Source organism: Streptomyces sp. NPDC007205, from assembly GCF_040634095.1.
Lineage (GTDB): Bacteria > Actinomycetota > Actinomycetes > Streptomycetales > Streptomycetaceae > Streptomyces.
Window position 1 is genome coordinate 135,199 of sequence record NZ_JBEYEW010000002.1, and the last position, 26,205, is coordinate 161,403.

At 71.9% G+C, this 26,205-nt stretch carries 24 protein-coding genes and 1 pseudogene; 12 read left to right on the forward strand and 13 right to left on the reverse strand.

The genetic code is table 11. The features are described from left to right. The first annotated feature begins 168 nt into the window (after positions 1-168). Complete coding sequence (gene gcl, locus ABZ624_RS04155; RefSeq protein WP_360082389.1) at positions 169-1,956, forward strand: glyoxylate carboligase; 1,788 nt, start codon at positions 169-171, stop codon at positions 1,954-1,956. Positions 1,957-2,213: 257 nt separating this feature from the next. Here gcl and ABZ624_RS04160 read toward each other — a convergent pair whose 3' ends face one another. The 4 genes from ABZ624_RS04160 to ABZ624_RS04175 all read right to left on the reverse strand — a co-directional run bounded on the left by ABZ624_RS04160 (position 2,214) and on the right by ABZ624_RS04175 (position 6,265). Continuing rightward, positions 2,214-2,444: a hypothetical protein gene (locus ABZ624_RS04160; protein ID WP_360082391.1), complete on the reverse strand. Its 231-nt coding sequence runs from the start codon at positions 2,442-2,444 to the stop codon at positions 2,214-2,216. 408 nt (positions 2,445-2,852) lie between these two features. Next, a complete protein-coding gene (locus ABZ624_RS04165; RefSeq protein ID WP_360082393.1) occupies positions 2,853-4,331 on the reverse strand; it encodes a catalase in 1,479 nt (492 codons plus the stop codon). Between the two features lie 160 nt (positions 4,332-4,491). Then, positions 4,492-5,382, reverse strand: coding sequence for a 2-hydroxy-3-oxopropionate reductase (locus ABZ624_RS04170; protein WP_360082395.1), 891 nt, complete (start codon positions 5,380-5,382; stop codon positions 4,492-4,494). A 43-nt stretch (positions 5,383-5,425) separates the two neighbouring features. Beyond that, a complete protein-coding gene (locus ABZ624_RS04175; RefSeq protein WP_360082397.1) occupies positions 5,426-6,265 on the reverse strand; it encodes a TIM barrel protein in 840 nt (279 codons plus the stop codon). Between the two features lie 150 nt (positions 6,266-6,415). Between ABZ624_RS04175 and ABZ624_RS04180 the strand changes: the two genes are divergently transcribed. From ABZ624_RS04180 to ABZ624_RS04220, 9 genes and pseudogenes are all read left to right on the forward strand, one after another. Beyond that, complete coding sequence (locus tag ABZ624_RS04180; protein ID WP_360082399.1) at positions 6,416-6,679, forward strand: hypothetical protein; 264 nt, start codon at positions 6,416-6,418, stop codon at positions 6,677-6,679. 47 nt (positions 6,680-6,726) lie between these two features. Further along, on the forward strand, positions 6,727-7,038 hold the full coding sequence (locus tag ABZ624_RS04185; protein WP_360083179.1) for a helix-turn-helix domain-containing protein: 312 nt from the start codon (positions 6,727-6,729) through the stop codon (positions 7,036-7,038). A gap of 183 nt (positions 7,039-7,221) precedes the next feature. Then, positions 7,222-7,734, forward strand: a complete 513-nt coding sequence (uraD, locus tag ABZ624_RS04190) for a 2-oxo-4-hydroxy-4-carboxy-5-ureidoimidazoline decarboxylase (protein WP_360082401.1) — start codon at positions 7,222-7,224, stop codon at positions 7,732-7,734. Positions 7,735-7,738: 4 nt separating this feature from the next. After that, positions 7,739-8,143 carry a hydroxyisourate hydrolase gene (gene uraH, locus ABZ624_RS04195; RefSeq protein WP_360082403.1) on the forward strand — a complete coding sequence of 135 codons (405 nt, stop codon included), beginning with the start codon at positions 7,739-7,741 and terminating at the stop codon, positions 8,141-8,143. Positions 8,144-8,146: 3 nt separating this feature from the next. Then, positions 8,147-9,070 carry a factor-independent urate hydroxylase gene (gene pucL, locus ABZ624_RS04200; RefSeq protein WP_360082406.1) on the forward strand — a complete coding sequence of 308 codons (924 nt, stop codon included), beginning with the start codon at positions 8,147-8,149 and terminating at the stop codon, positions 9,068-9,070. A gap of 134 nt (positions 9,071-9,204) precedes the next feature. Beyond that, a pseudogene (locus ABZ624_RS04205) lies at positions 9,205-9,684 on the forward strand (solute carrier family 23 protein); the annotation flags it as partial. Positions 9,685-9,762: 78 nt separating this feature from the next. Then, positions 9,763-11,148: an 8-oxoguanine deaminase gene (locus ABZ624_RS04210; RefSeq protein ID WP_360082408.1), complete on the forward strand. Its 1,386-nt coding sequence runs from the start codon at positions 9,763-9,765 to the stop codon at positions 11,146-11,148. Positions 11,149-11,628: 480 nt separating this feature from the next. Further along, on the forward strand, positions 11,629-13,044 hold the full coding sequence (locus ABZ624_RS04215) for a nucleobase:cation symporter-2 family protein (protein ID WP_360082410.1): 1,416 nt from the start codon (positions 11,629-11,631) through the stop codon (positions 13,042-13,044). A 157-nt stretch (positions 13,045-13,201) separates the two neighbouring features. Further along, positions 13,202-13,822, forward strand: a complete 621-nt coding sequence (locus ABZ624_RS04220) for a TMEM175 family protein (RefSeq protein WP_360082412.1) — start codon at positions 13,202-13,204, stop codon at positions 13,820-13,822. A gap of 125 nt (positions 13,823-13,947) precedes the next feature. Here ABZ624_RS04220 and ABZ624_RS04225 read toward each other — a convergent pair whose 3' ends face one another. The 6 genes from ABZ624_RS04225 to ABZ624_RS04250 form a co-directional block, all read right to left on the reverse strand. Further along, on the reverse strand, positions 13,948-14,370 hold the full coding sequence (locus ABZ624_RS04225; RefSeq protein WP_360082414.1) for an acyl-CoA thioesterase: 423 nt from the start codon (positions 14,368-14,370) through the stop codon (positions 13,948-13,950). A 52-nt stretch (positions 14,371-14,422) separates the two neighbouring features. After that, positions 14,423-15,043, reverse strand: a complete 621-nt coding sequence (locus tag ABZ624_RS04230; protein WP_360082416.1) for a hypothetical protein — start codon at positions 15,041-15,043, stop codon at positions 14,423-14,425. Between the two features lie 93 nt (positions 15,044-15,136). After that, positions 15,137-15,736: a histidine phosphatase family protein gene (locus tag ABZ624_RS04235; RefSeq protein WP_360082418.1), complete on the reverse strand. Its 600-nt coding sequence runs from the start codon at positions 15,734-15,736 to the stop codon at positions 15,137-15,139. A 35-nt stretch (positions 15,737-15,771) separates the two neighbouring features. Further along, positions 15,772-16,932 carry a serine hydrolase domain-containing protein gene (locus ABZ624_RS04240; RefSeq protein ID WP_360082421.1) on the reverse strand — a complete coding sequence of 387 codons (1,161 nt, stop codon included), beginning with the start codon at positions 16,930-16,932 and terminating at the stop codon, positions 15,772-15,774. Between the two features lie 74 nt (positions 16,933-17,006). Next, the gene (locus ABZ624_RS04245; protein ID WP_360082423.1) at positions 17,007-18,818 is read right to left on the reverse strand and encodes a trypsin-like serine protease; all 1,812 of its coding nucleotides are present in this window, start codon (positions 18,816-18,818) and stop codon (positions 17,007-17,009) included. Positions 18,819-18,954: 136 nt separating this feature from the next. Further along, the gene (locus ABZ624_RS04250) at positions 18,955-20,163 is read right to left on the reverse strand and encodes a pyridoxal phosphate-dependent aminotransferase (RefSeq protein ID WP_360082425.1); all 1,209 of its coding nucleotides are present in this window, start codon (positions 20,161-20,163) and stop codon (positions 18,955-18,957) included. A gap of 81 nt (positions 20,164-20,244) precedes the next feature. On the opposite strand from ABZ624_RS04250, the gene ABZ624_RS04255 reads away from it, so the two are divergent. Further along, positions 20,245-20,871 carry a winged helix-turn-helix transcriptional regulator gene (locus tag ABZ624_RS04255; protein WP_360082427.1) on the forward strand — a complete coding sequence of 209 codons (627 nt, stop codon included), beginning with the start codon at positions 20,245-20,247 and terminating at the stop codon, positions 20,869-20,871. A gap of 64 nt (positions 20,872-20,935) precedes the next feature. Here the strand turns inward: ABZ624_RS04255 and ABZ624_RS04260 are convergent, their stop codons facing one another. The 3 genes from ABZ624_RS04260 to ABZ624_RS04270 all read right to left on the reverse strand — a co-directional run bounded on the left by ABZ624_RS04260 (position 20,936) and on the right by ABZ624_RS04270 (position 24,622). Further along, positions 20,936-21,736, reverse strand: a complete 801-nt coding sequence (locus tag ABZ624_RS04260) for a hypothetical protein (RefSeq protein ID WP_360082429.1) — start codon at positions 21,734-21,736, stop codon at positions 20,936-20,938. Continuing rightward, positions 21,736-22,998, reverse strand: a complete 1,263-nt coding sequence (locus tag ABZ624_RS04265) for a VWA domain-containing protein (protein ID WP_360082431.1) — start codon at positions 22,996-22,998, stop codon at positions 21,736-21,738. Before ABZ624_RS04265 ends, ABZ624_RS04260 begins: the two co-directional genes overlap by 1 nt. 106 nt (positions 22,999-23,104) lie before the next feature. Further along, the gene (locus tag ABZ624_RS04270; protein WP_360082433.1) at positions 23,105-24,622 is read right to left on the reverse strand and encodes an IucA/IucC family siderophore biosynthesis protein; all 1,518 of its coding nucleotides are present in this window, start codon (positions 24,620-24,622) and stop codon (positions 23,105-23,107) included. Between the two features lie 94 nt (positions 24,623-24,716). On the opposite strand from ABZ624_RS04270, the gene ABZ624_RS04275 reads away from it, so the two are divergent. Then, positions 24,717-26,201 carry an IucA/IucC family protein gene (locus tag ABZ624_RS04275; protein WP_360082435.1) on the forward strand — a complete coding sequence of 495 codons (1,485 nt, stop codon included), beginning with the start codon at positions 24,717-24,719 and terminating at the stop codon, positions 26,199-26,201. Positions 26,202-26,205: the final 4 nt, after the last annotated feature.

The window sequence follows — 26,205 nt, forward strand, 5'->3', positions numbered from 1 at the left end:
GCGCTTGCATCTCTCTTGGCTCTCTTGACGACATGGGCGCGCGCTTCTACATTGTTTCCAGATAGTAGAAGTTAAGTTCCGCAATGCGGAATTTCGAAAATCTGGAGACTGTGCTCACCGCGGGGCGCGACGGGAGTACGCATCCGACAGCCGAAGCAGGAGTACTCGATGGCCCGTATGACCGCTGCCCGCGCGGCAGTTGAGATCCTCAAGCGCGAGGGCGTCACCGACGCCTTCGGTGTGCCGGGCGCGGCGATCAACCCGTTCTACAAGGCGCTCAAGGAGGGTGGCGGCATCGCCCACACCCTCGCTCGCCACGTCGAGGGCGCCTCGCACATGGCCGAGGGGTACACCCGCACCAAGCCGGGCAACATCGGTGTCTGCATCGGCACCTCCGGCCCGGCCGGCACCGACATGATCACCGGCCTGTACTCGGCCATCGGTGACTCCATCCCGATCCTGTGCATCACGGGCCAGGCGCCCACGAACGTGATCCACAAGGAGGACTTCCAGGCGGTCGACATCGCCTCGATCGCCAAGCCGGTCACGAAAATGGCGGTCACCGTCCTGGAGGCCGCGCAGGTCCCCGGAGTCTTCCAGCAGGCCTTCCACCTGATGCGCTCCGGCCGTCCCGGCCCGGTCCTGATCGACCTGCCCATCGACGTCCAGCTCACCGAGATCGAGTTCGACGTGGAGACGTACGAACCGCTGCCCGTCTACAAGCCGGCGGCGACCCGCGCCCAGATCGAGAAGGCGATCACCTTTCTTCTGGAGTCGGAGCGCCCGGTCATCGTGGCCGGCGGTGGCATCCTCGGCGCCGACGCCGCCGACCTGCTGGTGGAGTTCGCCGAGCTGACCCAGACCCCGGTCGTCCCGACCCTGATGGGCTGGGGCGCGCTGCCGGACGACCACGAGCTGAACGCCGGCATGGTCGGTGTCCAGACCTCGCACCGGTACGGCAACGCCAACTTCCTGGAGTCGGACTTCGTCCTCGGCATCGGCAACCGCTGGGCCAACCGCCACACCGGCTACAAGCTCGACGTGTACCGCGGCGAGCGGAAGTTCGTCCACGTCGACATCGAGCCCACCCAGATCGGCAAGATCTTCCCGCCGGACTACGGTGTCGTCTCCGACGCCAAGGCCGCGCTGGAGCTGTTCGTGCAGGTGGCGAAGGAGCTGAAGGCGGCGGGCAGGCTGCCCGACCGCGCCGACTGGGTCGCCTCCACCCAGGAGCGCAAGGCCTCCCTCCTGCGCCGTACGCACTTCGACAACGTGCCGATGAAGCCGCAGCGCGTGTACGAGGAGATGAACAAGGCCTTCGGCCCGGACACGCGGTACGTCACGACCATCGGCCTCTCCCAGATCGCCGGCGCGCAGATGCTGCACGTCTACAAGCCGCGCCACTGGATCAACTGCGGCCAGGCGGGCCCGCTCGGCTGGACCATCCCGGCCGCGATCGGCGTCGCCAAGGCCGACCCGGAGTCCCCGGTCGTCGCCCTGTCCGGTGACTACGACTTCCAGTTCCTGATCGAGGAGCTGGCGGTCGCCGCCCAGCACCGGATCCCCTACGTCCACGTGCTGGTGAACAACGCCTACCTGGGCCTGATCCGCCAGGCGCAGATCGGCCTGGACATCAACTTCCAGGTCAACCTGGAGTTTGAGAACATCAACGCGCCCGAGCTGGGCGTCTACGGCGTGGACCACGTGAAGGTCGCCGAGGGCCTGGGCTGCAAGGCGATCCGGGTCACCGAGCCGGACCAGCTGGGGGCGGCCTTCGAGCAGGCGAAGAAGCTGGCCGCCGAGTACCGGGTGCCGGTCGTGGTCGAGGCGATCCTGGAGCGGATCACCAACATCTCGATGAGCCGCACCATGGACATCAGCGACATCTCCGAGTTCGAGGAGCTGGCCACCGAGCCGGGCCACGCCCCGACGTCGATCAAGCCGCTGAAGGTCTGACACCCCCAGGTACGCCAAGGGCGGCCCGTCCTCTCGGACGGGCCGCCCTTTCGCGTCCCCCGTTGTTTCCCCCGTTGTGTCCCCTGTTCTGTCCCCCGTGTGTCCCCCGTCGAGGGGCCCGCCGCCCCCGTGCCGGCGAGCCCCGTGTGCACGTAATCTGCCCTGCCGCGGGGGCGGTTGAAGCCTCCAGCCCTGTCTTCAGAGGTTTATTTGAGGATGGCGTAGCCCGTCTACGACCGCTGCGGTACGCCCGGCCGTTACAGCTCGTGCTCCGACAGCCCGGGCCAGTCGTCGGGTCCGCCGCCCTGCCACTCGATGAGATCGTTCTCCTCGACCTCGATCCGGTCCAGATCGGCCAGCCGCAGGATCTCCACGACATCGTCCAGATGCGAGGCGATCCCCAGGGTCACGTCTCCCTCGGTGACCCGCCGGGACCCGTCCAGGGCCGGGGAGTGGACCACGATGTGCGGGTACTGCGTATTGCCCATGTGTTCAGCGTGCGGCGGACGGGGCGGACCCGCACGCCGGGCCCGGACAGCACGAAGCGCTCCCCCTGGCCGGGGGAGCGCTTCGTGACCGTATGGTGACCGTCCGACGACGCGAGGCTGGGCGCGACAGGACGTTCGCGCCGCCGGACGGAGCATGCGGCCCCTGAAAAGGGGCTGGGTGGGACCGCGGCGGTGTGCGACGGAGCCGGGGCCCCTTCCCTCAGGTCGAGAAGGGGACCCGGTCCTTCACCACCGCACTGGCTCGCACGCCGCCACGGTCCACGCCCTGCCCGCGCCCACCGCCGTACGACCACCCCTCATCCGGGTCGTGCGGCGTGCCGCGCGGGCCGCGTCCGGAGTGCCTGACCTCCCGTCAGACTCCGTACGCTGCTTGCGGGTTACTGGCGATCAGTCCTCGCGCAGGGCGCGGACCGCCTCCTCCACGCGCTTGCCGTACTCGGGGTCGGCGGCGTGGAAGTGGGCCAGGTTCTTCTCGATCACGTCGTCGCGCGAGACCTGCGAGAGGCCGCCGGCGATGTTCGCGATCAGGCGGGACTTCTCCTCCGGGGACATCAGGCGGTACAGCTCGCCGGCCTGGAAGAAGTCGTCGTCCTTGGTGTGCAGGGGGGCCTCGTGAGTACCCGTGTGGCCCGAGACCGCCAGGGGGGCCGACAGGGGGCGGCCGGTCTCCACCGGGCCGTCGTAGGAGTTCGGCTCGTAGTTCTTGGCGCCGCGGCCCTGGCCGTTGACCGCCATGAAGCCGTCGCGGCCGTAGTTCTGGGCACCGCCCGGGACCGCCTTCGGGGCGTTCACGGCGAGCAGGGTGTGGTTGACGCCCAGACGGTAGCGGTGCGCGTCCGCGTAGGCGAACAGGCGGCCCTGGAGCATCTTGTCGGGGGAGGGGCCGATGCCCGGAACGAAGTTGTTCGGGGAGAACGCGGCCTGCTCGACCTCGGCGAAGACGTTGTCCGGGTTGCGGTCCAGCACCAGGCGGCCCACCCGCTGCAGCGGGTAGTCCTTGTGCGGCCACACCTTGGTCAGGTCGAACGGGTTGAAGCGGTAGTCCGCCGCCTCGGCCGCCGGCATGAGCTGGACGTACAGGGTCCAGGACGGGTGCACACCCCGCTCGATGGCCTGCAGCAGGTCCGTCTGGTGGGAGTTCGGGTCCTTGCCCGCGAGCTCGGCGGCCTGCTCGCTGCTCAGCGAGCGGATGCCCTGGTTCGTCTTGAAGTGGTACTTGACGAAGAAGGCCTCGCCCTGGGCGTTGGTCCACTGGTAGGTGTGCGAGCCGTAGCCGTTCATGTGGCGGTACGACGCCGGGATGCCGCGGTCGCCCATCAGCCAGGTCACCTGGTGCGTGGCCTCGGGGGCGTGCGCCCAGAAGTCCCAGACGTTGTCCGGCTCCTGCTTGCCGGTGAACGGGTCGCGCTTCTGCGAGTGGATGAAGTCGGGAAACTTGATCGGGTCCTTGATGAAGAACACCGGGGTGTTGTTGCCGACGAGGTCGTAGTTGCCCTCTTCGGTGTAGAACTTCACCGCGAAGCCGCGCGGGTCGCGGACCGCGTCCGCACCGCCGAGGGAGTCCGCGACCGTGGAGAAGCGCAGGAACACCTCGGTGCGCTTGCCGATCTCGCTCAGGAAGTCGGCGTGGGTGTAGCCGGTGACGTCGTCGGTCACCTCGAAGTGGCCGTACGCGCCGGAGCCACGGGCGTGCACCACGCGCTCCGGGATCCGCTCGCGGTTGAAGCGCGCGAGCTTCTCCAGGAGCTGCTGGTCCTGGAGCAGGAGCGGGCCGCCTACGCCGGCCGAGGCGGAATTCTGGTTGTCTGCGACCGGGGCGCCGGACTCCGTGGTGAGAGTTCGCGCCGTGAGCACGCGCTTCGACATCGTGGACCTTCCGTGCGGGTGTCAGCGGAAACCTGTTTCCGCTTTGTGGAGCCTAAAAGTGGGTGGTCTGAGCGTCAACAGTTTGTTGAAGTCGATTCCGGGCCGCGGCGCCGCCTGGGCGCGACAGGACAGGTGTCAGCGGCGCCGCGGCCCGGAAGTCTCAGAGCTGAGCGCCCGAGAGGCGCTCGACCGCGCGCAGCAGGGCCGAGTGGTCCAGGCCGCCGTCGCCCTGGGCGCGCAGGGAGGCGACCAGCTGGGCGACCACGGCACCGACCGGCAGGGCGGCGCCGACGTTGCGGGCGGCGTCGGTGACGATGCCCATGTCCTTGTGGTGCAGGTCGATGCGGAAGCCCGGCTTGAAGTCGCGGTTCAGGAAGTTGTCCTTCTTGCGCGTCAGCACGGTGGAGCCCGCGAGGCCGCCGTTGAGGACGTCCAGCGCGGCCGTCAGGTCCACGCCCGACTTCTCCAGGAAGACCACGGCCTCGGCGCAGGCCTGGATGTTCACGGCGACGATCAGCTGGTTGGCGGCCTTCACGGTCTGGCCGGAGCCGTGCGGGCCGCACAGCACGATGGTCTTGCCGAGCGCATCGAGGATCGGCTTGGCCTGGTCGAAGTCGGCCTGCTCACCGCCCACCATGATCGACAGTACGGCCTCGATGGCGCCGGCCTCACCGCCGGACACCGGGGCGTCCAGGACGCGGATGCCCTTGTCCTTGGCGGCGGCGGCCAGGTCGACGGAGGTCTGCGGGGTGATCGAGGACATGTCGATCAGCAGGGCGCCCTGCTTCGCGTTCTCCAGGATGCCGTCCGGGCCGTAGGCGATGGCCTCGACCTGCGGGGACGCGGGCACCATGGTGATGACCACGTCGGCGTCGCGCACGGCCTCGGCGATCGAGGAGGCCGCGGTACCGCCGGCGGCGGCCAGGCGGTCCAGCTTGTCCTGCTCCAGGGTGAAGCCGGTGACCTGGTAACCCGCCTTGATCAGGTTCTCGGACATGGGGGAGCCCATGATGCCGAGGCCGATCCAGGCGATCTTGGGGAGGTTGCTCATGATTCGGGGTGCCTCTCTCAACTGCCTTGCAGAGTCAGGGGGTTCAGCGCGCGGCGCGCGCCTCGCGCGGGAGCCAGCCGAAGGCCTCGGCGCTCGGGCGGTCGCCGGCCTTGTACTCCAGGCCCACCCAGCCGTCGTAGCCGGCCTTCTTCAGCTGGTCGAGCAGCTCCTCCAGCGGGAGCGAGCCCGTCCCGGGGGCGCCGCGGCCGGGGTTGTCGGCGATCTGCACATGGCCGGTCTTCGCGGCGTACTGTTCGATGACCGACGGCAGGTCCTCGCCGTTCATGGACAGGTGGTACAGGTCCATCAGGAACTTGGCGTTGCCGAGCCCCGTCGCCTCGTTGACCTTGTCCACGATCTCGATCGCCTTGGGCGCGCTCACGAGCGGGCACTTCGGCGACTCGGGCTGGTTGAGCGCCTCGATCAGGACGGTCCCGCCGATCCGGCCGACGGCCTCGGCCGCGAGGACCAGGTTCTCCAGGGCGAGCGCGTCCTGCTCGGCCGGGTCCACGCCCTCGACGCGGTTGCCGTAGAGGGCGTTGAACGTCGTGCAGCCCAGGGACTGCGCGAAGGCGATGGCCACGTCGATGTTGGCGCGGAACTTCTCCGACTCCTCACCGGGGATCGACAGGGCGCCGCGGTCCGGGCCCGGCAGCTGTCCGGCGTAGAAGTTCAGGCCCGTGAGCTGGACGCCCGCGTCCTCGATCGCCTTCTTCAGGGCGTCGAGCTCGGACTGCTCGGGGGTGGGGGAGTCGACCCAGGGCCACCACAGCTCGACCGCCGTGAAGCCCGCCGCGGCGGCGGCCGCGGGACGCTCCAGGAGCGGGAGTTCCGTGAAGAGGATCGACAGGTTGACGTTGAAGCGCTGGTCTGCGAATCCCATTCGGGCCGCGCTCCCTTCCATAGGGTCGAGATTCCATAATGTGGAAGTTCGTTTCTGCTTAATGGAAGATTGCCGTCGTGTGTCGGCGCTTGTCAAGAGGCGTAGGTCACCGGCCGCCCGAAAGGCCCCGCCGGGCGCTAGGTTGAGCGCGTGCGACTGAGAGTGGAGTTCACGACCGAACCCTTCGACCTGGACGAGGCGCCCGCGCACGCCCTGGCGGCGCGGGAGGTCATCGAGACGGCGGAACTGGACGGCGTCGACGTCGGCCCGTTCGGCAACACGGCCGAGGGGGCCGCGGACCGCGTGCTCACCGCCGTGGACGCGCTGCTGCGCAGGAGCCTGGCGGCCGGTGCCACCCGGATCTCGCTCCAGGTCAACGTGATAGACGACGGGATCGGGGAGGGGGAGAGGTGAGCGCGGACGAGCCCTTCATCACGGCCGTGAAGCCGCTGGTCGACGCCATGGGCGGGCAGATGCTCCCGCCGGACGAGGCCGGCCCCGAGGATGTCGTCCTCGCCTGGGAGGGCGTCGACGTCGTCGCCGTACGCCTGCCCCAGCTCGCCGACTCCCTCGACCACATCCTCGCCGCCATGGAGCGCCGGCAGGGCCGGCCGCTGGCCGACCTGGACCGCAGGGCCAAGCAGGAGATCGTGCGTACGCTGGAAGCCCGGGGTGCCTTCGCCGTGCGGCACGGCGTGGAGACCGTGGCCGGCGCGCTCGGCGTCAGCCGCTTCACGGTCTACAACTACCTCAACCGGGAGAAGGGTGCCTGACCAGGCACTTCGAACGGGAGGAGGGCGCCTGGCCGAGGCGGGGGCGGGGTGGTCGTACCGCCCTCCGGATGAACCGGCTTGTTACGCGGATTTTTCAACAAAGTGTTGACGTGACGTTTCCGGGGGCGTTAGCTATCGGCAGCCCGTTCAGCACGAAGGCCGAATCCGGCCACGGAGGCTCCCGTGACTTCGACTCCCACGCCCCCGGGCCTGGCCCGGTTCAACGACCTGGAGGAACGCGCGGCCCTCGCCGCCCTCCACGAGGCGTGTGCCTCCACCGAGTGGGCCCGGCGACTGTCCGCCGGCCGCCCCTACGCCGGCGCCGACGAGCTCTACGCCGCCAGTGACGCCGCCATGGCCGAGCTGGGCACCGCGGACCTGGAGGAGGCGATGGCCGGGCACCCGCCGATCGGGCGGCCCAAGCCCGGCGACCCGACCTCCGCCCGCGAACAGCGCGGCATGGCCGGCGCGAGCGAGGAGCTCAGGGACGAGATGCTCGAACTGAACCTGGCCTACCAGGAGAAGTTCGGCCATGTGTTCCTGATCTGCGCCACCGGCCGGACCGGCGAGCAGATGCGCGACGCGGTCAAGGAGCGGATCGGGAACTCGCCGGAGCAGGAACGGGAGATCGTCCGCACCGAGCTGGGCAAGATCAACCGCATCCGACTGGCCCGACTCGTCGAAGAGGACGCCTGACACCATGAGCACCAGCACCACCGCCTCCGTGTCCACACACATCCTGGACACCTCGATCGGCCGCCCCGCCGAGGGCGTCGCCATCCAGCTCGCCGCCCGTAGTGGCCGGGGCGCGGACTGGCAGGCGCTCGGCGGCAGCGCGACCGACGCCGACGGCCGGTGCAAGGACCTGCCGGCACTGCCGGAGGGGACCACACACGTACGGCTCGACTTCGCCGTCGAGGCGTATTTCGAAGAACAATCTGCGAACAAGCAAGCCGATGCGCAGCAGGACGCCCCCGCGAATCGGGACAGCGGTGCCGTGTTCTTCCCCGAGGTGGCGATCACCTTCGCCGTGAAACCCGGGGAGCATTACCACGTACCGCTGCTGCTCAACCCGTTCGGCTACTCCGTTTACCGAGGGAGCTAGCTAATGCCGACCATCCTGGGACAGAACCAGTACGGCAAGGCCGAGAACCGAGTCGTAAAGATCACGCGGGACGGCGCCACCCACCACATCAAGGACCTCAACGTCTCCGTCGCGCTGAGCGGCGACATGGAGGAGGTCCACTACTCCGGCTCCAACGCCAACTGCCTGCCGACCGACACCACCAAGAACACGGTGTTCGCGTTCGCCAAGGAGTACGGCATCGAGTCCGCCGAGCAGTTCGGCATCCACCTCGCCCGCCACTTCGTCACCTCGCAGGAGCCGATCCACCGCGCCCGGATCCGGATCGAGGAGTACGCCTGGGAGCGGATCGAGACCTCCGACGCCAACTCCAAGTTCATCGGCGCGGACGAGGTCAAGCACTCCTTCGTCCGCAAGGGCCAGGAGACCCGGGTCACCCAGATCACCTACGACGGTGAGCAGTGGGAGGTCGTCTCCGGCCTGAAGGACCTGGTCGTGATGAACTCGACGAACTCCGAGTTCTGGGGTTACGTCAAGGACAAGTACACGACCCTGCAGGAGGCGTACGACCGGATCCTGGCCACCCAGGTCTCCGGCCGCTGGCGGTTCAACTGGACCGACGACGAGCAGAAGATGCCCAACTGGGAGAAGTCCTACGAGCAGGTCAAGAAGCACATGCTCCAGGCCTTCGCCGAGACCTACTCCCTCTCCCTGCAGCAGACGCTGTACCAGATGGGTGCGCGCGTCATCAACAACCGCAGCGAGATCGACGAGATCCGCTTCTCGCTGCCGAACAAGCACCACTTCCTGGTCGACCTGGAGCCCTTCGGGCTCAAGAACGACAACGAGGTCTACTACGCCGCCGACCGGCCCTACGGCCTGATCGAGGCGACCATCCTCCGGGACGGCTGTGAGCCGAAGATCCCGGTCGACATGACCAACCTCTGACGCGGGACGCGCGTCCCCGGTCCCGCCCGCCCGGGCCGGGGACACGCCACACCGGAGGGAACACCATGGCACAGCCTGCGCAGGGGCCCGCCGAAGCCCCCTGTCCCACCCCGTCGGCGCACAGCGAGGACGCCGTGGCGTCCCTCGGCGAGACCTGCGACCGCCGCGCCGACGCCGGGGCCCTCATGCGCGGCCTGCGCACCGACGGCATCGCCACCCTGCTCGGCCCGGTCATCGGTGGCTTCCCCACCTCCGCCTTCGCACAGAACGTCGGTGTCGTCTCCCTCACCCGGGTGCGCAGCCGCCACGTCGCCGCCGCCGCCGACGGTGCCCTGCTCGTCCTCGGCGCGTTTCCGGTGCTCGGCGCGGTCGTCTCCCTGGTGCCCATGCCGGTCCTCGGCGGCGCGGGTATCGTCCTGGTCGCCGTGGCCCTCGGAGCCGGCATCATCCCGCCGGCCGCACCGGCCTTCTACGCCGGCTTCCCGGCCTGGGCGCAGACCGTGCTCGGCTCCGGGATCAGCGCGGGCGCGCTCGTCGCGGTCCTGCTCAACCTGTTCTTCCATCACCTCGGCACCCGGAGCCGCCAACCGGCCCCGGCACTCAAATCCTCCTAGGGTCCTGCCGTGCCCTCCCCCGTGGACACTCCCCCTCCCCCCGTTCACGGGCCCGCCACTGAAAGACAAGGAAGCACGATGGCACCATCGGCAGCCCAGCGCATCGTCATCGAGAACTGTGCGATCGCGACCGTGGACGCGGGCGACACCGAGTACGCCTCCGGGTACCTCGTCCTCGCCGGCAACCGCATCGAGTCGGTCGGCGCGGGCCAGGCCCCCCGACACCTGGACAACGTGGTGCGCCGGATCGACGCGAGCGGCCATCTGGCCACGCCCGGTCTGGTCAACACCCACCACCACTTCTACCAGTGGATCACCCGGGGTCTGGCCACCGACCACAACCTGTTCAACTGGCTCGTCGCGCTCTACCCCACCTGGGCGCGCATCGACGAGCAGATGACCTACGCGGCCGCGCAGGGGTCCCTCGCGATGATGGCGCGCGGCGGTGTCACCACCGCCATGGACCACCACTACGTCTTCCCGCAGGGCTCCGGCGACCTGTCCGGCTCGATCATCCGGGCCGCCGCCGAGATGGGCGTCCGCTTCACACTGGCCCGCGGCTCGATGGACCGCAGCGAGAAGGACGGCGGGCTGCCGCCGGACTTCGCCGTGGAGACGCTGGAGGGCGCGCTCGCGGCGACCGAGGCGACCGTCAAGGAGCACCACGACGCCTCTTTCGACGCCATGACCCAGGTGGCCGTGGCCCCCTGCTCGCCGTTCTCCGTCTCCACGGAACTGATGCGGGAGGGTGCCCGGTTGGCCCGCCGGCTCGGCGTACGGCTGCACACCCACGGCTCGGAGACCGTGGAGGAGGAGAAGTTCTGCCACGAGCTGTTCGGCATGGGCCCGACCGACTACTTCGAGTCCACGGGCTGGCTCGGTGAGGACGTGTGGATGGCGCACTGCGTCCACATGACCGACTCCGACATCGCCGCGTTCGCCCGCACGAAGACGGGCGTGGCCCACTGCCCGTCGTCCAACGCCCGCCTCGCCGCCGGCATCGCCCGCGTCCCCGACATGCTCAAGGCGGGCGTCCCGGTCGGCCTCGGCGTCGACGGCACCGCCTCCAACGAGTCCGGCGAACTCCACACCGAGCTGCGCAACGCCCTGCTGATCAACCGCCTCGGCGCGCACCGCGAGGCCGCGCTGAACGCCCGCCAGGCGCTGCGGCTCGGCACCCACGGCGGCGCGCAGGTGCTCGGCCGGGCGGAGCAGATCGGTTCGCTGGAGCCGGGCAAGCTGGCCGACGTGGTGCTCTGGAAGATGGACACCCTCGCCCACGCCTCCATCGCCGACCCGGTGACCGCGCTGGTCTTCGGTGCGGCGGCCCCGGTCACGGCGTCCTTCGTCAACGGCCGTCAGATCGTCGACAACGGCCGCCTGGTCGCCGTCGACGAGGACGCCATCGCCCGCAGCACCCGCGAGGAGGCCCAGCGCCTCGCCCGGATCGCCGCCCAGGCCTGATCCCCACCCACCCGGCAACCGGCCGTCCCCGCGGCCGGCCCCGGACAGACTCGTCGGCCACCTCGCACAGGTGGCCCACGGACAAACTTGGCGGTCACCCCGTACAGGTGGTTCGCCGGCAAACTCGGCGGTCACCCCGTACGGGCGGTCCGCCGGAGGTCTCGGCAGGACTGCTCATGCGGCGGGGCTGCCACAAGGCTTGGCGGTCGCCCCTCGCGGGCGGTTCGCCGGAAAGCTCGGCGGTCGCCTCGTACGGGCGGCCGGCCGGGGAGGACTCGGCGGGCCGGCTCATGTGGTCGGCCTGTCGGAAGGCTCCGGTCGGGAGGGACGGCTCCCGACCGGGTCCGTGGACCCGAGCGGGGTCCACGGCAGCCGTTCCGGGGCGCGTGTACACGCACGTGCCCCGGAACGGCACCGCTCGACCCGCTCACAGCGCCCCCACCCCCGTCCCGGTCCCGCACGACCACCCGCACCACCTCCATGAAACCCACGTCGACGACGACGCGTTACCCGCCCGGAGGAGCCGCTGTGGCCGCCCATCCAGTTGACGAGAAACTCCCCGCCCTGAAAATGGCGACCAGCGGCCTGCAGCACGTGGCCGCCATGTACGCGGGAGTTGTCGCACCACCCCTGATCGTCGGCGCGGCCGTAGGCCTGTCCGGCACCGAGCTCACCTTCCTCACCGGAGCCTGTCTGTTCACCGCCGGGCTCGCCACCTTCCTGCAGACCCTCGGCTTCTGGAAGATCGGTGCCCGGCTGCCGTTCGTCAACGGCGTCACCTTCGCCGGCGTCGCCCCCATGACGGCGATCGTCGCCTCCGCCAAGCACAGGTCCGACGCGCTGCCGGTGATCTTCGGCGCGGTCATCGTCGCCGGCCTCCTCGGCTTCCTCGCCGCCCCCTTCTTCAGCAAGGCGATCCGCTTCTTCCCGCCCGTCGTCACCGGCTCGGTCATCACCCTGATCGGCGTCTCGCTGCTCCCCGTCGCGTTCGGCTGGGCCCAGGGCCCCGACCCCAGGGCGAGCGACTACGGTTCGACGACCTACCTCACCATCGCCGGCATCACCCTGGCCATCGTCCTCGTCCTGCGCCGCTTCACCCGCGGTTTCGTCAAGCAGATCGCGGTCCTGCTCGGTCTGATCACCGGCACGCTCATCGCGATACCCTTCGGCGTCACGGACTTCGGCCCCGTCGCCCACGCGGACGTCGTCGGCTTCCCGACCCCGTTCCACTTCGGTGCCCCGCAGTTCCAGATCGCGGCGATCCTGTCGATGTGCGTGGTCATGGTCGTCTCCATGACGGAGTCCACCGCCGACATGCTGGCGCTCGGCGAGGTCGTCGAACGCCCCGCCGACGAGAAGACCATCGCCGCCGGACTGCGCGCCGACACCCTCGGCTCGGCCCTCAGCCCCCTGTTCAACGGCTTCATGTGCAGCGCCTTCGCCCAGAACATCGGCCTCGTCGCCATGACGAAGATCCGCAGCCGCTACGTCGTCGCCGTGGGCGGCGGCTTCCTGGTCCTGATGGGCCTGTGCCCGACGGCCGCCTCGCTCATCGCGGTCGTACCCCGTCCGGTCCTCGGCGGCGCCGGCGTCGTCCTGTTCGGCTCGGTCGCCGCGAGCGGCATCCAGACGCTGGTCCGGGCCGGACTGGAGAAGGACAACAACATCCTGATCGTCGCCGTCTCCCTCGCGGTCGGCATCATCCCGATCACCGCGCCCGGCTTCTACCACGCCTTCCCCGGGACCGCGAAGATCGTCCTGGACTCCGGCATCTCCACCGGCTGCGTCACCGCCGTCCTGCTCAACCTCGTCTTCAACCACATCGGCAAGGGCAAGGACGCCGAGGACGTGACCCATCCCATGGAGGCGGGCCAGGAACTCACGCCCGCGCACTGAGAACCGGCGCGGGGTACGTCCGCCGGCGTACCCCGCGCCGCTCGGGCCCCGGCCGGCCCGGCGGGCCCCTCCGGGCCGTACGGTGTGGCGGGTGACGCGGGGGGTGCGGCGCGTCCGGCACGATGGGGAGGCACCGAGCGCCGACGGGGGAGTACGCATGAACGAGTCCGGCCGTGTCGAGGCCTTCAGCGACGGCGTGTTCGCCATCGCCATCACTCTGCTCGTCCTGGACATCAAGGTGCCGAGGACGGGCGACCACGGCGGCCTGTGGTACGCCATCGGCGCGCAGTGGCCTTCGTACGCCGCCTATGTGGTGAGCTTCCTCGTCATCGGCATCATGTGGGTCAACCACCACCAGCTGTTCAGCTATGTCTCCCGGGTCGACCGGCCGCTGATGTTCCTGAACCTGATGGTGCTGATGGTCGTGGCCGTCGTGCCCTGGCCGACGGCCATGCTCGCCGAGTACCTGCGCGAGGGCACCGCCTCGCACGCGGCGGCCGCCGTCTACAGCCTGGTGATGGTGGCCATGGCCCTCGCCTTCCAGGCCCTGTGGTGGCATCTCACCCGCACGGGTCACCTCTTCGACGCGCGCGTGGACACCGCGGCCGCCCGGGCGACCCGCGCCCGCTTCGCGCTCGGCTCCCTCGGCTATCCCCTGACGGTGGGCCTCGCGTTCGTCTCCGCACCCCTGACCCTGGCCGCCCACGGCCTGCTCGCCCTCTACTACGGTTTCAACCAGGTACCGGTGCCGCTCCGCCGCGACCAGGCCACGCCATGAGCTCCACCACCGTCAGCCGGTCCCGCCGTGCGGGAACTTCCCGGAGCCGGGCGACGCGGACGGGCCAAGACCCACGACCCCCTCCGCACCGCCCGAGCCGCTCGGCGTGCAGGCCCCGTGCGGGGCTACAGGCCGAACAGGCCCGGATCGCAGGCCAGTTCCCTGAAGACCTTGCCCGGGTCGGCCACCAGTCTGCGCTCCGTGAGGTCCAGCAGGCCGGTGACCGCGGTGAGTTCGGCCGCGACCGTGCCGTCCGTCTTGCGGACCTCCTGCCGGATCCGGAAGGTCTTGCCCTCGCCCCACTCGAACGCGCAGGTCACGTCGACCTCGTCACCGGCGAGCAGCTCCCGCAGGTAGCGGATCGTCGTCTCCAGCGACACCGGGCCCACCCCCTGCCCTATGAGCTCCGCCTGGGTCACTCCGGCCGCCTTCAGGAGGGACCAGCGGGCGTGCTCCGCGTAGTTGACGTACACCGCCTGGTTCAGATGGCCCTGCACATCCGTCTCGTAGCCGCGGACGGTCACGCGCACGGAAAACGGTTCGCTCACGGGTTCCCCTTCTCGTGTACGGCACACTGACCCGCCGATCCTCGCACGCCGCTCACACCCGGCGTGGCGAGGCGAGCAGATACCGCACCCTCGTCCGCGGTTCGGTGTACTCGCCGGCCTGCCAGCCCGCGCGTGCCAGCGTGGCCGCGCAGGCCGCCAGGGTCTCCGCGTCCGGCGCGTACACGGCGACCGCCTCCGGCTGCGGGGTCGCGCGGACCCGGTAGCCGTCCGTGTCCCCGCCCGCCGGACGGTGCCCGGCCGCCTCCAGGGCGAGCGCCGCCGCCCGCACCAGATGCGTGCGCTCCCAGCCGCACGGCCGGTCCGCCGCGCCGTCGGGGTTGGTCATGCGGCGCAGCTCCAGCAGCCCCTGCCAGGCGCTGTGCACCTCACGCAGCCGCGCCGGGCCGTCCGCGGGCGGCGCCTCCTCGCCACCGACCCGCGCCGCGAACACGCCCGTGGCCGGCGCAGGCTCCCCCGGCGCCGCGGGCTCCGCCTCCCGTATCCGATGCCCGGCCGGGGTCAGGAAGTGCTCGTGCGGCGGCCTCGGATGCCGGAACGCCAGCCCCCGCCCGACCAGCGCCGCGAGCTGCGCCCCGGTACCGTGCAGCCGTCCGGTCACCGGATCGGCGGCCTCGATCAGACGCCGCTGCGCGGCGGTCGGCGGTCGCGTCACAGCGCGCTCCTTCCGGTGCCGTTCCCTGCCCGGACCGCCCGTCGGACGGCCCCTTGCGCAGCGTACGGTCCCGGTCCGACAACGGGGGCGCCGCTACTCCCGCGGCCGGATGTTCCACCCCGCCACCACCGGCCGCCCGTGCTCCGTTCCCAGGCGGCACAGTGCCCCCGTCGCGAGCTGGAACAGGGCCCCGTGCCGGGGCGGGAGACCGAGGCGGCGGGCGGTCAGGACGCGCAGGAAGTGGCCGTGGGCGATCAGGACGACGCCGCCCTCGGTGGCGGCGAGGGCGGCATCGGCCTCGGCCAGCACCCGGTCGGCGCGCTCGCCGACCTGCTCCGGGGTCTCGCCCGGATGCTCCGGCGGCCCGGGCGCGACCCCGTCCGTGAACAGGAACCAGCCGGGCCGGCTCCGCTGGATCTCCGCGGTGGTCACGCCCTCGTAGCCGCCGTAGTCCCATTCGCGCAGGTCGGCGTCGACCCGGGCGTCATGGAGCCCGATGAGTCCGGCGGTCTCCCGGGCCCGCTGCAGGGGGCTGACGAACGCCGTCCCGATCCGGTGCGAGCGGATCAGCGGCACCAGCCGGCGCGCCTCCTCCCGTCCGTGCTCGGTGAGGGGTACGTCGGTCCAGCCGGTGTGCCGTCCGGACCGCGACCACTCGGTCTCGCCGTGCCGGACGAGAAAGAGGTCACCCACGTCAGCGCCCTTCCCGCTCGCCTGTCAGCACGGTGTCACAGGGATTTCGCCGCGCGCAGGACGGACTGCGCCAGACGGCCGTTCTCCGGGCCGGCCCCCACCCCGGAGGGGAATCCGAACCGGCGCCGGGTGTAGGCGTACGCGAGGCCGTTCGCCGGGTCGGCGAAGGCCAGCGAGCCGGTCGCGCCGCTGTGCCCGAAGGCGCCGGTACCGAGGAACGGCAGCAGTGCGGGCACGTACTCGAAGCCGCGCGCGAAGTGGTCGTCGCCGCCGGTGACCAGGTCCGGCCCGCCCGGGGTGCGCAGGGCGCCGAAATCGGCGGCGGTCGCGGGCGTGAGCAGCGGCGGGCGGCCGTTCACGGAGGAGACGGCGGCCGCGTACATCCCGGCGGCACCGCGCGCGTTGCCCACCCCGCCCGAGGACGTCGGGCCGAGGGCCTTCACCCGGGGGTGGTTGCCGAAGGCCACCAGGTCGGTCGGGGCCGGCCCATGCGCGTTGAAGGCGATGCCCCGGATGCTGTCCGCGGCCGCCGCCCGCTCCTTCAGCAGCGCGGCCTCCTCGGGCGTCGGCACCAGCGGCTGCACGTCCACCCAGCGCTTCTCGGCCGCCGCGGGCAGGCCCAGGTAGTAGTCGAGCCCGTACGGCGCCCGGATCCGCTCCTCGTACAGCTCCTGGACCGACCGGCCGGTCACCCGGCGCACCACCTCGCCGGTGAGGGCGCCGATGACGAAGGCGTGATAGCCCCAGGCGCTGCCCGGCTCCCACAACGGCCGGCGCGCCGCCAGGCGGGCCGCGACGACCCGGTCGTCGGCCAGCTCCTCGACGGTGAACGCCTGTTCGGCGTCGCCGACGAGTCCGGCCCGGTGCTCCAGCAGCTCGCCCAGTGTCAGCCGGTCCTTGCCGTGGACGCCGAACTCCGGCCAGTACGCGGCGACTTCGCGGTCGAGGTCGAGCACCCCGTCCTGCACCAGGAGTGCGACGACGAGGTGCGCGGCTCCCTTGGCGATGGAGTACAGGCTCGTCAGCGAGTCCCCGTCGATGCCGTCGCCGCCCCACAGGTCCACCACGCGCCGCCCGTGCCGGTACACCACGAGCTGGGCGCCCGGATCGTCCCGTTCCCCGGCGAGCACCGCCGCGAACTCCTCGCGTACGCCCTCGAATCCCTCCGCCACCGTGCCGTGCACATCGATCGGCATGCGTCGTTCCCCCTGTTCGGTGATCACCAGCAGAGACCGTCAACGGCCTGTGGCCGCCGGGCATTCCCGGTGGCTCAGGTGCCCGGCAGGACCAGTGTGTTCTCGGTGCCGAGGGACTGGGTGCCGGTGTCGGCGTACAGCGTGGTCTCGCCGTCGGACCAGCGCACGACCAGGTCGTTGCCCGTGTGGTCGGAGGTGAGGTCACCGGTGGTCATGACCTGGGCGTGCGTCCAGGTGCCGTTCGGGCCGCGCAGCCGGGACCGGGTGCCGAGCCCGCCGGCCGAGACACCGGCGTAGCTGTCGAGCGAGCCGTCGGACGAGCGCACGAGCAGGTCGGCGCCGGCCGTGCCCCGGAAGGCGCCACCGCTCAGCAGCGCGGCCTTGGTCCAGGTGCCGTTCGCCGCGAGGAGCTGCTTTCCGGTGCCGAAGGACCCGGCGCGGATTCCGCTGTAGAGGACCAGGCTGCCGTCGGAGCGGCGCGCCAGCACATCGGTCGCGCCCTTGGCCCCGTGGAACTGCCCGGCGGTGAGCTGTACGACGTTCTTCCAGACCGAGTTGGGTTTCGCCATCTGCACCTCGCGGCCCACTCCGGAAGGGCTGAGATCCGGGTACAGGGTGGCCTCGCCGTCCGACCAGCGCACCAGCAGGCCCGGCCGGCCGCCGGTGAAGGTCCCGCCGGTGATGTTCCGGGCGTGCGTCCAGGTGGAGTTGGCCTTCAGCAGCCGCTTCTCGGCACCGAACGCGCCGTTGCCGTCCCCGGTGTACAGGGTGACCCCGCCGTCGGACCAGACGACGAGCAGGTCGCCGAGGTGGTCGCCGGTGTAGTCCGCGGAGGCCATCAGCGCGGCCTTCTGCCAGCGGGCCGCGCCGCCCGGCAGCTGGAGTCCCTGGTACGCGGGCAGACCGGCGGACGGGGCCTGGTTCGCGACGGCGTCGGCGAGCAGGTTCTCGGCGTCGGCGCCGAACGCCGGGGCGTAGCTGATGTAGTCGACGTTCGCGTCGTTGCCGCCGCCGTTGTAGCCGCCGAGGTCGCCGATGACGTGGCCGGTGCCCGCGTCGTCCTGGTAGTCGGTGATCCACGGGCTGCCGGACACGCCGCCGTAGTAGCCGCCGCAGGTCATCGACATCTGCCGGTAGCCGGGGAGTTGTGTGGTCGGCACGGTGCACTTGACGGCGTTTCCGGCGCTGTTGTGCCCGTAGGCGGGGTAGCCGACGACGGTCACGTTCTTGTGCGTGTAGCCGTTCGCGCGGGTGAAGGTCAGCCCGCCGCCGACCGCGTCCTGCAGGCTCTGGCCGCGCTGGTTGGCCGAGACCCTGGCGAACGCGGTGTCCAGGTCCGACGCGGGCCCCTTGGTGGTCGACGATCCCTTGTCGGGCACGTAGCGGGGGTCGGTGAAGACCCGCTGGATGTGGAAGATGCCGTACGGCTGCTGGTCGGCGCTCGCGCCCTTCACGAACCTGGGGACGAAGACGTAGTCGCCCTGCATGCTCAGCGCGCAGTGGGCGGCGGTCAGCACGATGTTCCGTGCCGTGGTGTCGATCACACTGCCCGTGCAGTGCCAGGTGGTGCCGCCCGGCCCGTCGGACCCGAAGAACGTCCCGACGACGCGGGTCCCCTGGAAGGGGGTGCCCTGCGGGCGGCCCGCCGCCGCGGCCCCCGGCCCGGGCCTGTCCGGCCGTGTCCGGTCCGCGTCCAGCGGTGCCGCGTCCGCCATGCGCTGCGCGGTCCAGAAGCGGGCGGCCTGCCGCGCCTCCTGCCCGGCGGGGGGCGCCGGCGACGGGGCGGCCCCGGCCTGCGCGGGCGCGACGCCGCCCCCGAGGGCCGCGCCGCACACCACGGCGACGGTCGTCCGGCGTATGCGCGACGGTCTTCTGGACGAGGACAACGGTGCTCCCCCTGGTCTGCTGCGGGTCTGTCGGAACCGGCCCGGGGGAACGGCGGCGCGGCGCTCATCGGGCGCGACGATCCCCCCGGTTCGTGCGGGGCGATCTTCGCACAGGCGCGCGAATCCGCGAAACGGGCTACTGCCGGTACCCGCCGAGGAACCGCCCGATCCTGCCGATCGCCGCCTCCAGGTCCTCCGCGTGCGGCAGGGTGAGGATGCGGAAGTGGTCGGGGGAGGGCCAGTTGAAGCCGGTGCCCTGGACCACCTGGATCTTCTCGCGCAGCAGCAGGTCGAGGACGAACCTCTCGTCGTCGTGGATCGGGTGCACCTTCGGGTCGATGCGCGGGAACGCGTACAGGGCGCCCTTGGGCTTGACGCAGGACACACCGGGGATCTCGTTGAGTTTCTCCCAGGCCACGTTCCGCTGCTCGTACAACCGGCCGCCGGGCACGGTCAGTTCGCGGATGGACTGACGGCCGCCGAGCGCGGCCTGGATGGCGTACTGGGCGGGCGCGTTGGCGCACAGCCGCATGGAGGCCAGCATGGTCAGGCCCTCCAGATAGTCCTTCGCGTGCTGCCTGGGGCCGGTCACGACCAGCCAGCCGGAGCGGAAGCCCGCCACCCGGTACGTCTTCGACAGGCCGCAGAAGGTGAGGACGACCAGGTCGGGGGCGAGGGCGGCGGCCGAGTGGTGGACCGCGTCGTCGTACAGGATCTGGTCGTAGATCTCGTCGGCGAACACCATCAGGCCGTGCCGGCGGGCCAGGTCGAGGATGCCCTCGACGACCTCCTTCGGGTACACCGCGCCCGTCGGGTTGTTCGGGTTGATGATGACCACGGCCTTCGTCCGGTCCGTGATCTTCGAGGCCATGTCGGCCAGGTCCGGGTTCCAGTCGGCCTGTTCGTCGCACAGGTAGTGGACCGCCTTGCCGCCGGCCAGGGTGGTCGCGGCCGTCCAGAGCGGGAAGTCCGGTGCGGGGACGAGGATCTCGTCACCGTCCTCGACGAGGGCCGTCACGGCCATGGAGACCAGTTCCGAGACGCCGTTGCCCAGGAAGACGTCGTCCACGCCGACGTCGAGGCCGAGGTGCTGGTAGCGCTGGGCGACCGCCCGGCGGGCGGAGAGGACGCCGCGGGAGTCGGTGTAGCCGTGCGCCTGCGGCAGCATCCGGATCATGTCCTGGAGGATCTCCTCGGGCGCCTCGAAACCGAAGGCGGCGGGGTTGCCGGTGTTCAGGCGCAGCACGCTGTGCCCGGCCTCCTCCAGCGCGTTGGCGTGCTCGATCACCGGGCCGCGGATCTCGTAACAGACCTCGCTGAGCTTGTTCGACTGCCGGAACTCCATGCGCCCCTCCGGAAACTCGTGGTGCTTGGTTTTACCAAGTGGCAGCTTGGAAAGTCCAATGACATGTCTAGACTGCGGGTCATGTCACCTCGCCGAAGCTACGACCAGTACTGCTCCGCAGCCCGCGCCCTCGACCTCGTCGGCGACCGCTGGACCCTGCTGATCGTCCGGGAGCTGCTGGCCGGCCCGCGCCGCTACACGGACCTGCACGCGGACCTCCCCGGCGTGAGCACGGACGTACTCGCCTCCCGGCTGAAGGACATGGAGCGCGACGGCCTCACCACCCGCCGCCGGCTGCCCCCGCCGGGAGCGGCCTACGTGTACGAACTCACCGGGCGCGGCCGGGCGTTGCTGCCCGTGCTGCAGGCGCTGGGCAGCTGGGGCGAGGCCGAGCTGGGTGAGCGCCGGCCGACCGACGCGGTTCGCGCCCACTGGTTCGCGCTGCCCCTGCTGCGGGCCCTGGAGGGCGAAGGAGTCGTGGAAGTGCGTCTGGAGCAAGGGGAGTTCCATCTGCGCGTCGGCGCGCAGGAGGGCCCGGTGTACGGCCACGGACCCGCACCCGGCGAGGCCGACGCCCGGCTGGAGCTGGACGCGGCGGCCTGCGAGGCCGTGGCGCGGGGCGAGTGGGACCTGCCGGACGCGGTACGGGCCGGCCGGGTGACCGTGACGGGGGACGGCACCCTCGCCAAGGCGCTGCGGGAGGCCTGACCGTTCGACCGGGGGCCCGGAAAGCGGAAGGCCCGCCGGCAGGCGGGCCTTCCCGTACGCCGGCTCACACGTTCGGCGGCACCCGGGACGGCCGGCCCGACCCCCGGGTCAGCGCGTACCCGCCGATACCGGCGAGAGCCGCGAGCACACCGCCGATCGCGGTCCACACCCACCGGTCGGACCACCAGCCGGAGGACCAGCCGTCGTCGGAACCGAAGCTGGACAGGACCGCCGCCTTGGAACCGTTCCCGTCCGCCGCGGATGTGACGGCGATCCCGGGAACCAGCGGCTTGCCCAGCGAGCCGTCCACCGCCGCCGCGCCGCCGATGTCCTCGGAGTCGGCACGGACGCCGACGCTCACCGGCTTGCCGAGGTCGGCGGAGCCGAGGTCCACGACCGTCAGCCGGACGTAGTACGTGCCCGGCAGCGGATCGCCCGCCCACGGCTCCGACCAGGACCGCACCGTCCGCAGCACACAGGCCAGTTCGACGGAGGGCGCGCCCTGCCCGGCCGTACGGGCCGACGCCCCGTACTGGCAGGCCTGGCGGCGCCGCAGTCCGTCGTACACATCGATCTGCCAGGTCTGCGCCCCGTGCGTGTCAGGCAGCTTCACGCTCGCCGTGACGGTGGGCCGCTGCCCGGTGTCCGCGGGAAACGACCAGTACAGGTAGTCACCCGTCGAACCGGACGCCGTGGCCCGCTGCCCCTGCCGGATCTCCGTCGCCGTACGGAACGAGGTGCCCGCCCGCGTGGGCGCCTTGCCGTCGGCCGAGGCGCCGGGAGACGGAGAGGAGTCGGCCGCGGCCGGTCCGGCCGCGAGCCCGAGCGCCAGCAGCGCCGCACCCATCACACGTGTGATCCGCATCAGTTCGTCCTCCAGACCGCGACCCGCCAGCGCGACAGCCAGCCCCACAGCAGACCCGCCAGGAAGCCGGTCAGCACCAGCGCACCCAGCAGCCACCAGCCGCGGCCGAGCCCGAAGGCGGCCACGTCGTGATGCCCGGACGGCCCGTCCACGACGTCGACCGTCAGCTCCAGCGGCAGACCCGGCGTGGTCCTGACGCCCGCCGCGGCCGAGAAGGAGTCGGTGACCTGCAGGCACACCGTCTCCGCGGGCGCGTTGTCGTCGTCGCTCCCGGGCTTCGGGTAGCGCAGCCCCGTCGAGATCACGTCCGTACGGCCCGTGCCGGCGGCCTCGCCGCGCACGATCTCCCGTCCCCGCACGGTCACCGCCCGCAGCAGCACCCCGTAGTCCGGGTTCACGGCCCGGTCGTCGGCCACGCTCACCGAGGCGCGCAGCTCCTTGCCGGGGGCCACCTCGACCTTGTACCAGCGCTGCTGCCCGAACTCCGCACGGTCCGTGTAGAGCCCGGACTTCAGCGTCGGTGCCTTCTCGCACTGCGCGGCGCCCTCGGTGGCCACCGGCGTCACCACCGGATCGGCCGCCCGGTCCACCAACTGCCCGACCCGGTCGGACAGTTCCTCCTTGTGCCGGACGTCGGTGTAGGTGCCGCCGGTCGCGTCCGCGATGCAGCTGAGCTGGTCGCGGGTCTTGGCGTCCGGCACCAGACCGAGGGTGTCGATGGTCAGCCCGATGCCCTTGGCGGCTATCTCGCGCGCCACCTCGCACGGGTCGAGCGGCTGACAGGTGTCCTCGCCGTCGCTGATCAGGACGATACGGCGGGTGCCCCCGCCGCCGTTCAGGTCGTCCGCCGCCTTCAGCAGCGCGGGCCCGATCGGCGTCCAGCCGGTCGGCTGCAGCGTGGCCACCGCCGTCTTCGCGTCGGTCCGGTTCAGCGGGCCGACCGGGTACAGCTGCGCGGTGTCCTTGCAGCCCTCCTTGCGGTCGTTGCCGCGGTAGTTGGCGCCCAGGGTGCGGATGCCGAGCCGGACCTCCTGCGGCGTCGCGTCCAGCACCTCGTTGAACGCCTGCTTCGCCGCGGCCATCCGGGAGCCGCCGTCGATGTCCCGCGTCCGCATCGAACCGCTGACGTCCAGCACGAGTTCGACCTTCGGGGCGGACGCCTGTGTCTCGTCGGCGACGGCTGAGCCGGGGAACGCGATCCCGGGCGCCAGGGCGGCGAGCAGCGCGCAGACTCCCGCCGCCAGCCGTTGTCTTGTGATCATCGCCGGATCTTATGGAGCGGACGGGCCGGGCTCCAAAACGAGCGGCGCCCGGATCACCGCCCCGCGCCGGACAGGCCCGTTCCGTCCGGTCGTGTCGTCCGACGTCTCAGCTCATCGGGTTCGGCAGCGCCGTCCACTGGTCGCCCGGAGTCTTCGGGGACAGCCGCATCAGGGTCAACGCCTTCGCCGGCAGCGGGCCTTCGCGCAGGGTGCGCAGGTCGGGGGTGTCCGTCAGATCCGGTACGGCGGCGGACAGGGCCGCCCCCAGCGCCGCGCCGGAACCCGCCGTACCGGCCAGCGCGCCCGCCACCAGGGAGCCGAACAGCTTGCGGCGCAGGGCCGTCTCGTCGTCGGTGACCAGGCGGCCGCTGAGCGCGGGCGGGGCGATGCCGTGCCGGGTCAGGCGGGCCGGGCTGATCCGGATGTCGGCCAGGTCGCGGTAGACCAGCCGCCGGGGGGTGCCGTCCGCCGCCAGGATCACCAGCAGGTTCTGGCCGTGCGCCTCCAGGGCCACGCCGAGGCCGAGCAGGCGCAGCCCCACGGTCAGGGTCAGGCGGGTGAACGCGGCCATCCAGTCGGGCGCGTCCGGCAGGCCGGTGGCGGGGAGCGCGGCCACCGGGAGGACCCGTTCGCCCGGGCCCGTGTACACCTCGGGCGACTCGCGCAGCAGCGCGGCCAGGTCGGGGGAGTGCGCCGAGACCGCGCCCAGCGTGCGGGTGAAGTGCAGCAGGCCGTCGGTGCGGGCCGCCAGCTCCTCGCCGAGAGCCGTCAGCGGCGCGGCGGCCCGGACCGAGTACACCGAGATGCTCCGCACGGAGGACGTCAGCCGGGCGCTCAGCGCGGTCTTCACATGCGCGCCGCCCGGCAGCGCGAGGGTGCGCAGGGACAGCAGGGGACGGGCGGGGCGCCAGGGGCCGTACGAGCGCTTCAGGACGTGGTCGGCCTGCCAGGGGTGCACGGGCACCAGCAGCCGTCCGCCGTCGCGCAGTTCCTCCGGCCAGTCACCGCTCACCACGCAGTCCGCCGCCGGCACGGGCACCGTCCCCAGCTCCACCACCGGCCGGTGCTCCGGGCCGTACGCCAGCTGGTCGGCCACCGAGAAACCGGGCCGGGAGCGGCAGCCCGGGTGGTACGGATGCCCGTCGGTCACCCGCTGTTCCCACTCCCAGTCCCTTCCCCGGCCTCCGGCCGGGAGGACCCCCACGGGCCACTCCTCCGGGTGATCCGCGTCGGCCCGCGACAGCGCCAACGAGGCGACACTGTCCGCCAGTTCGGCGGCGAAGGCCGCGCCGTGCGGCACCGCGAGGGCGGTCACCAGTCCGGCCGGATCCGCGTGGCGCTCCCGGTCCAGGCGGACGCCGGTGACGTACGCGCTGGTGCTGTACGGGTCCGCGGGCGGCCCGTACAGCGTCCGGCCGTCGGCGAGCCGCAGCGCCAGGCTGTGCGCGCCGTGCACCCGGCCGGTGATCCACGGCAGCGGCTCGTGGGCCAGCGCCCGCCACAGCCGGGTCAGCACGGCGGCGCGGGCGCCCGGCAACTCAGCCGTGTACCGGGGCAGCAGCGCCGGCCGTACGGCGGCCAGCTCCTCGGCGACCCGGGCCTCGGTGGTGGGGGGACGGTGCACGGTCGGCTCCTCGGTTGCACACTGCACGCAGGACGATTGTCGGGGACGACAGACATACTGGGCGCGACGACCCCCGACGAAACGAACGGATCGCGTGGACCTCACACCCCCCACCGACGCCGTCGGCCGCCGCGCCGACGCCTACGCGGCCGCGCCTGTGCTGAACTGCCTGCTGCGCGAGGTGGCCGAGCCGGACCCCGGTGACCCGCGGGTGCACCGGCTGCCGAGCGGGCGGCTGCTGCGTGTGCGCCCCGGCCGGCGCCCCGCCGAACCCGAGGTGTGCGCGGCCGGGGTCTGGCACCGCGTGGACCACGCCGAACTGGTCAAACTGGTCGCCGAGGAACTGCGCCGGCACACCGGGCTGGCGGGCGGCGACCTGCCCGCCGAGATGGCCGACAGCCGGGACGCGGTCGCCGCGCTGCTCACCGCCCGCGCCCGGGCGACGCCGCCCGCGGACCCCTATCTGCTCTCCGAGCAGTCGCTGATCACCGGCCACCCCTGCCACCCCGCCCCCAAGGCGCGCGGCGGCGGCCCGGTCGCGTCCTGGCTGCCGTACGCCCCCGAGGCGCACGCCCGTTTCCCACTGGTGCTGCTCGGGGTGCGCGAGGACCAGGTGGCCGAGGAGGGTGACACCGGCGCCCTGGACGCGCTCGGCACCGCCCCGCCCGGCTACCGGCTGCTGCCGGCCCACCCCTGGCAACTGGAGCTGGCGGGCCCGGAGCTGGCGGAGGCCTTCGCCGACGGCCGCCTGCTCCGCCTCGGCGAGACCGCCTTCGACACCTGGCCCACGGCGGCGGTCCGCACGGTGTACGAGCCGCGGCGCGATGTGTTCCTGAAGTTCAGCCTGGACGTCCGCATCACCAACGACATCCGCCGGCTGTGGCGCCATGACCTGCGCCGGCTGCGCCGCACCGACAGGGCCGCCGGGCACGCCTTCGCGGCGCTGGGCCCGCCCGCGGCCTGGCTGAGCGACCGTGGCTACCGCACGGCCGCCTTCGCCTTCGAGGAACTGGCCGTCCTCGTCCGGGACGGTCTGCGCGGCCACCTGCTGCCGGGCGCCACCCCGCTGCTCGCCGCCGGTCTCGCCGAGGGCTTCGACGGCAGCCCGCTGGCCGGTGCGGCCGACCCGGCGGCCTGGTGGGAGGCGTATCTGCGGCAGGTCGTCCCGCCCGCCCTGACGGCCTTCGACGCACACGGAGTCGTCCTGGAGGCCCACCTGCAGAACACGCTCGTCGCCGTGGACGCGGCCGGGACCCCCGTCCAGGCGCTGTTCCGCGACGCCGAGGGCGCCAAGCTGCTGCCGGACGTGAGCAGGGCCGCGGGCTGGGAACGGCTGGTCTACTGCCTGGTCGTCAACCACCTCGCCGAGATCGCCGCCGCCCTCGCCGAACACCACCCCGGACTCGACCCCTGGCCGGCCGCCCGCGGCGAACTCGCCCGGCACCGCCTGCCCGAGATCCCCGGCCTGCTCACCGCGCCCACCCTGCCCGGCAAGACCAACCTGCTGCTGCGCTGGACCGGCGCGGACGGCGCGGACGCCCGCTATCTGCCCCTGCCGAACCCGCTGGCGGCCCGCTGATCCC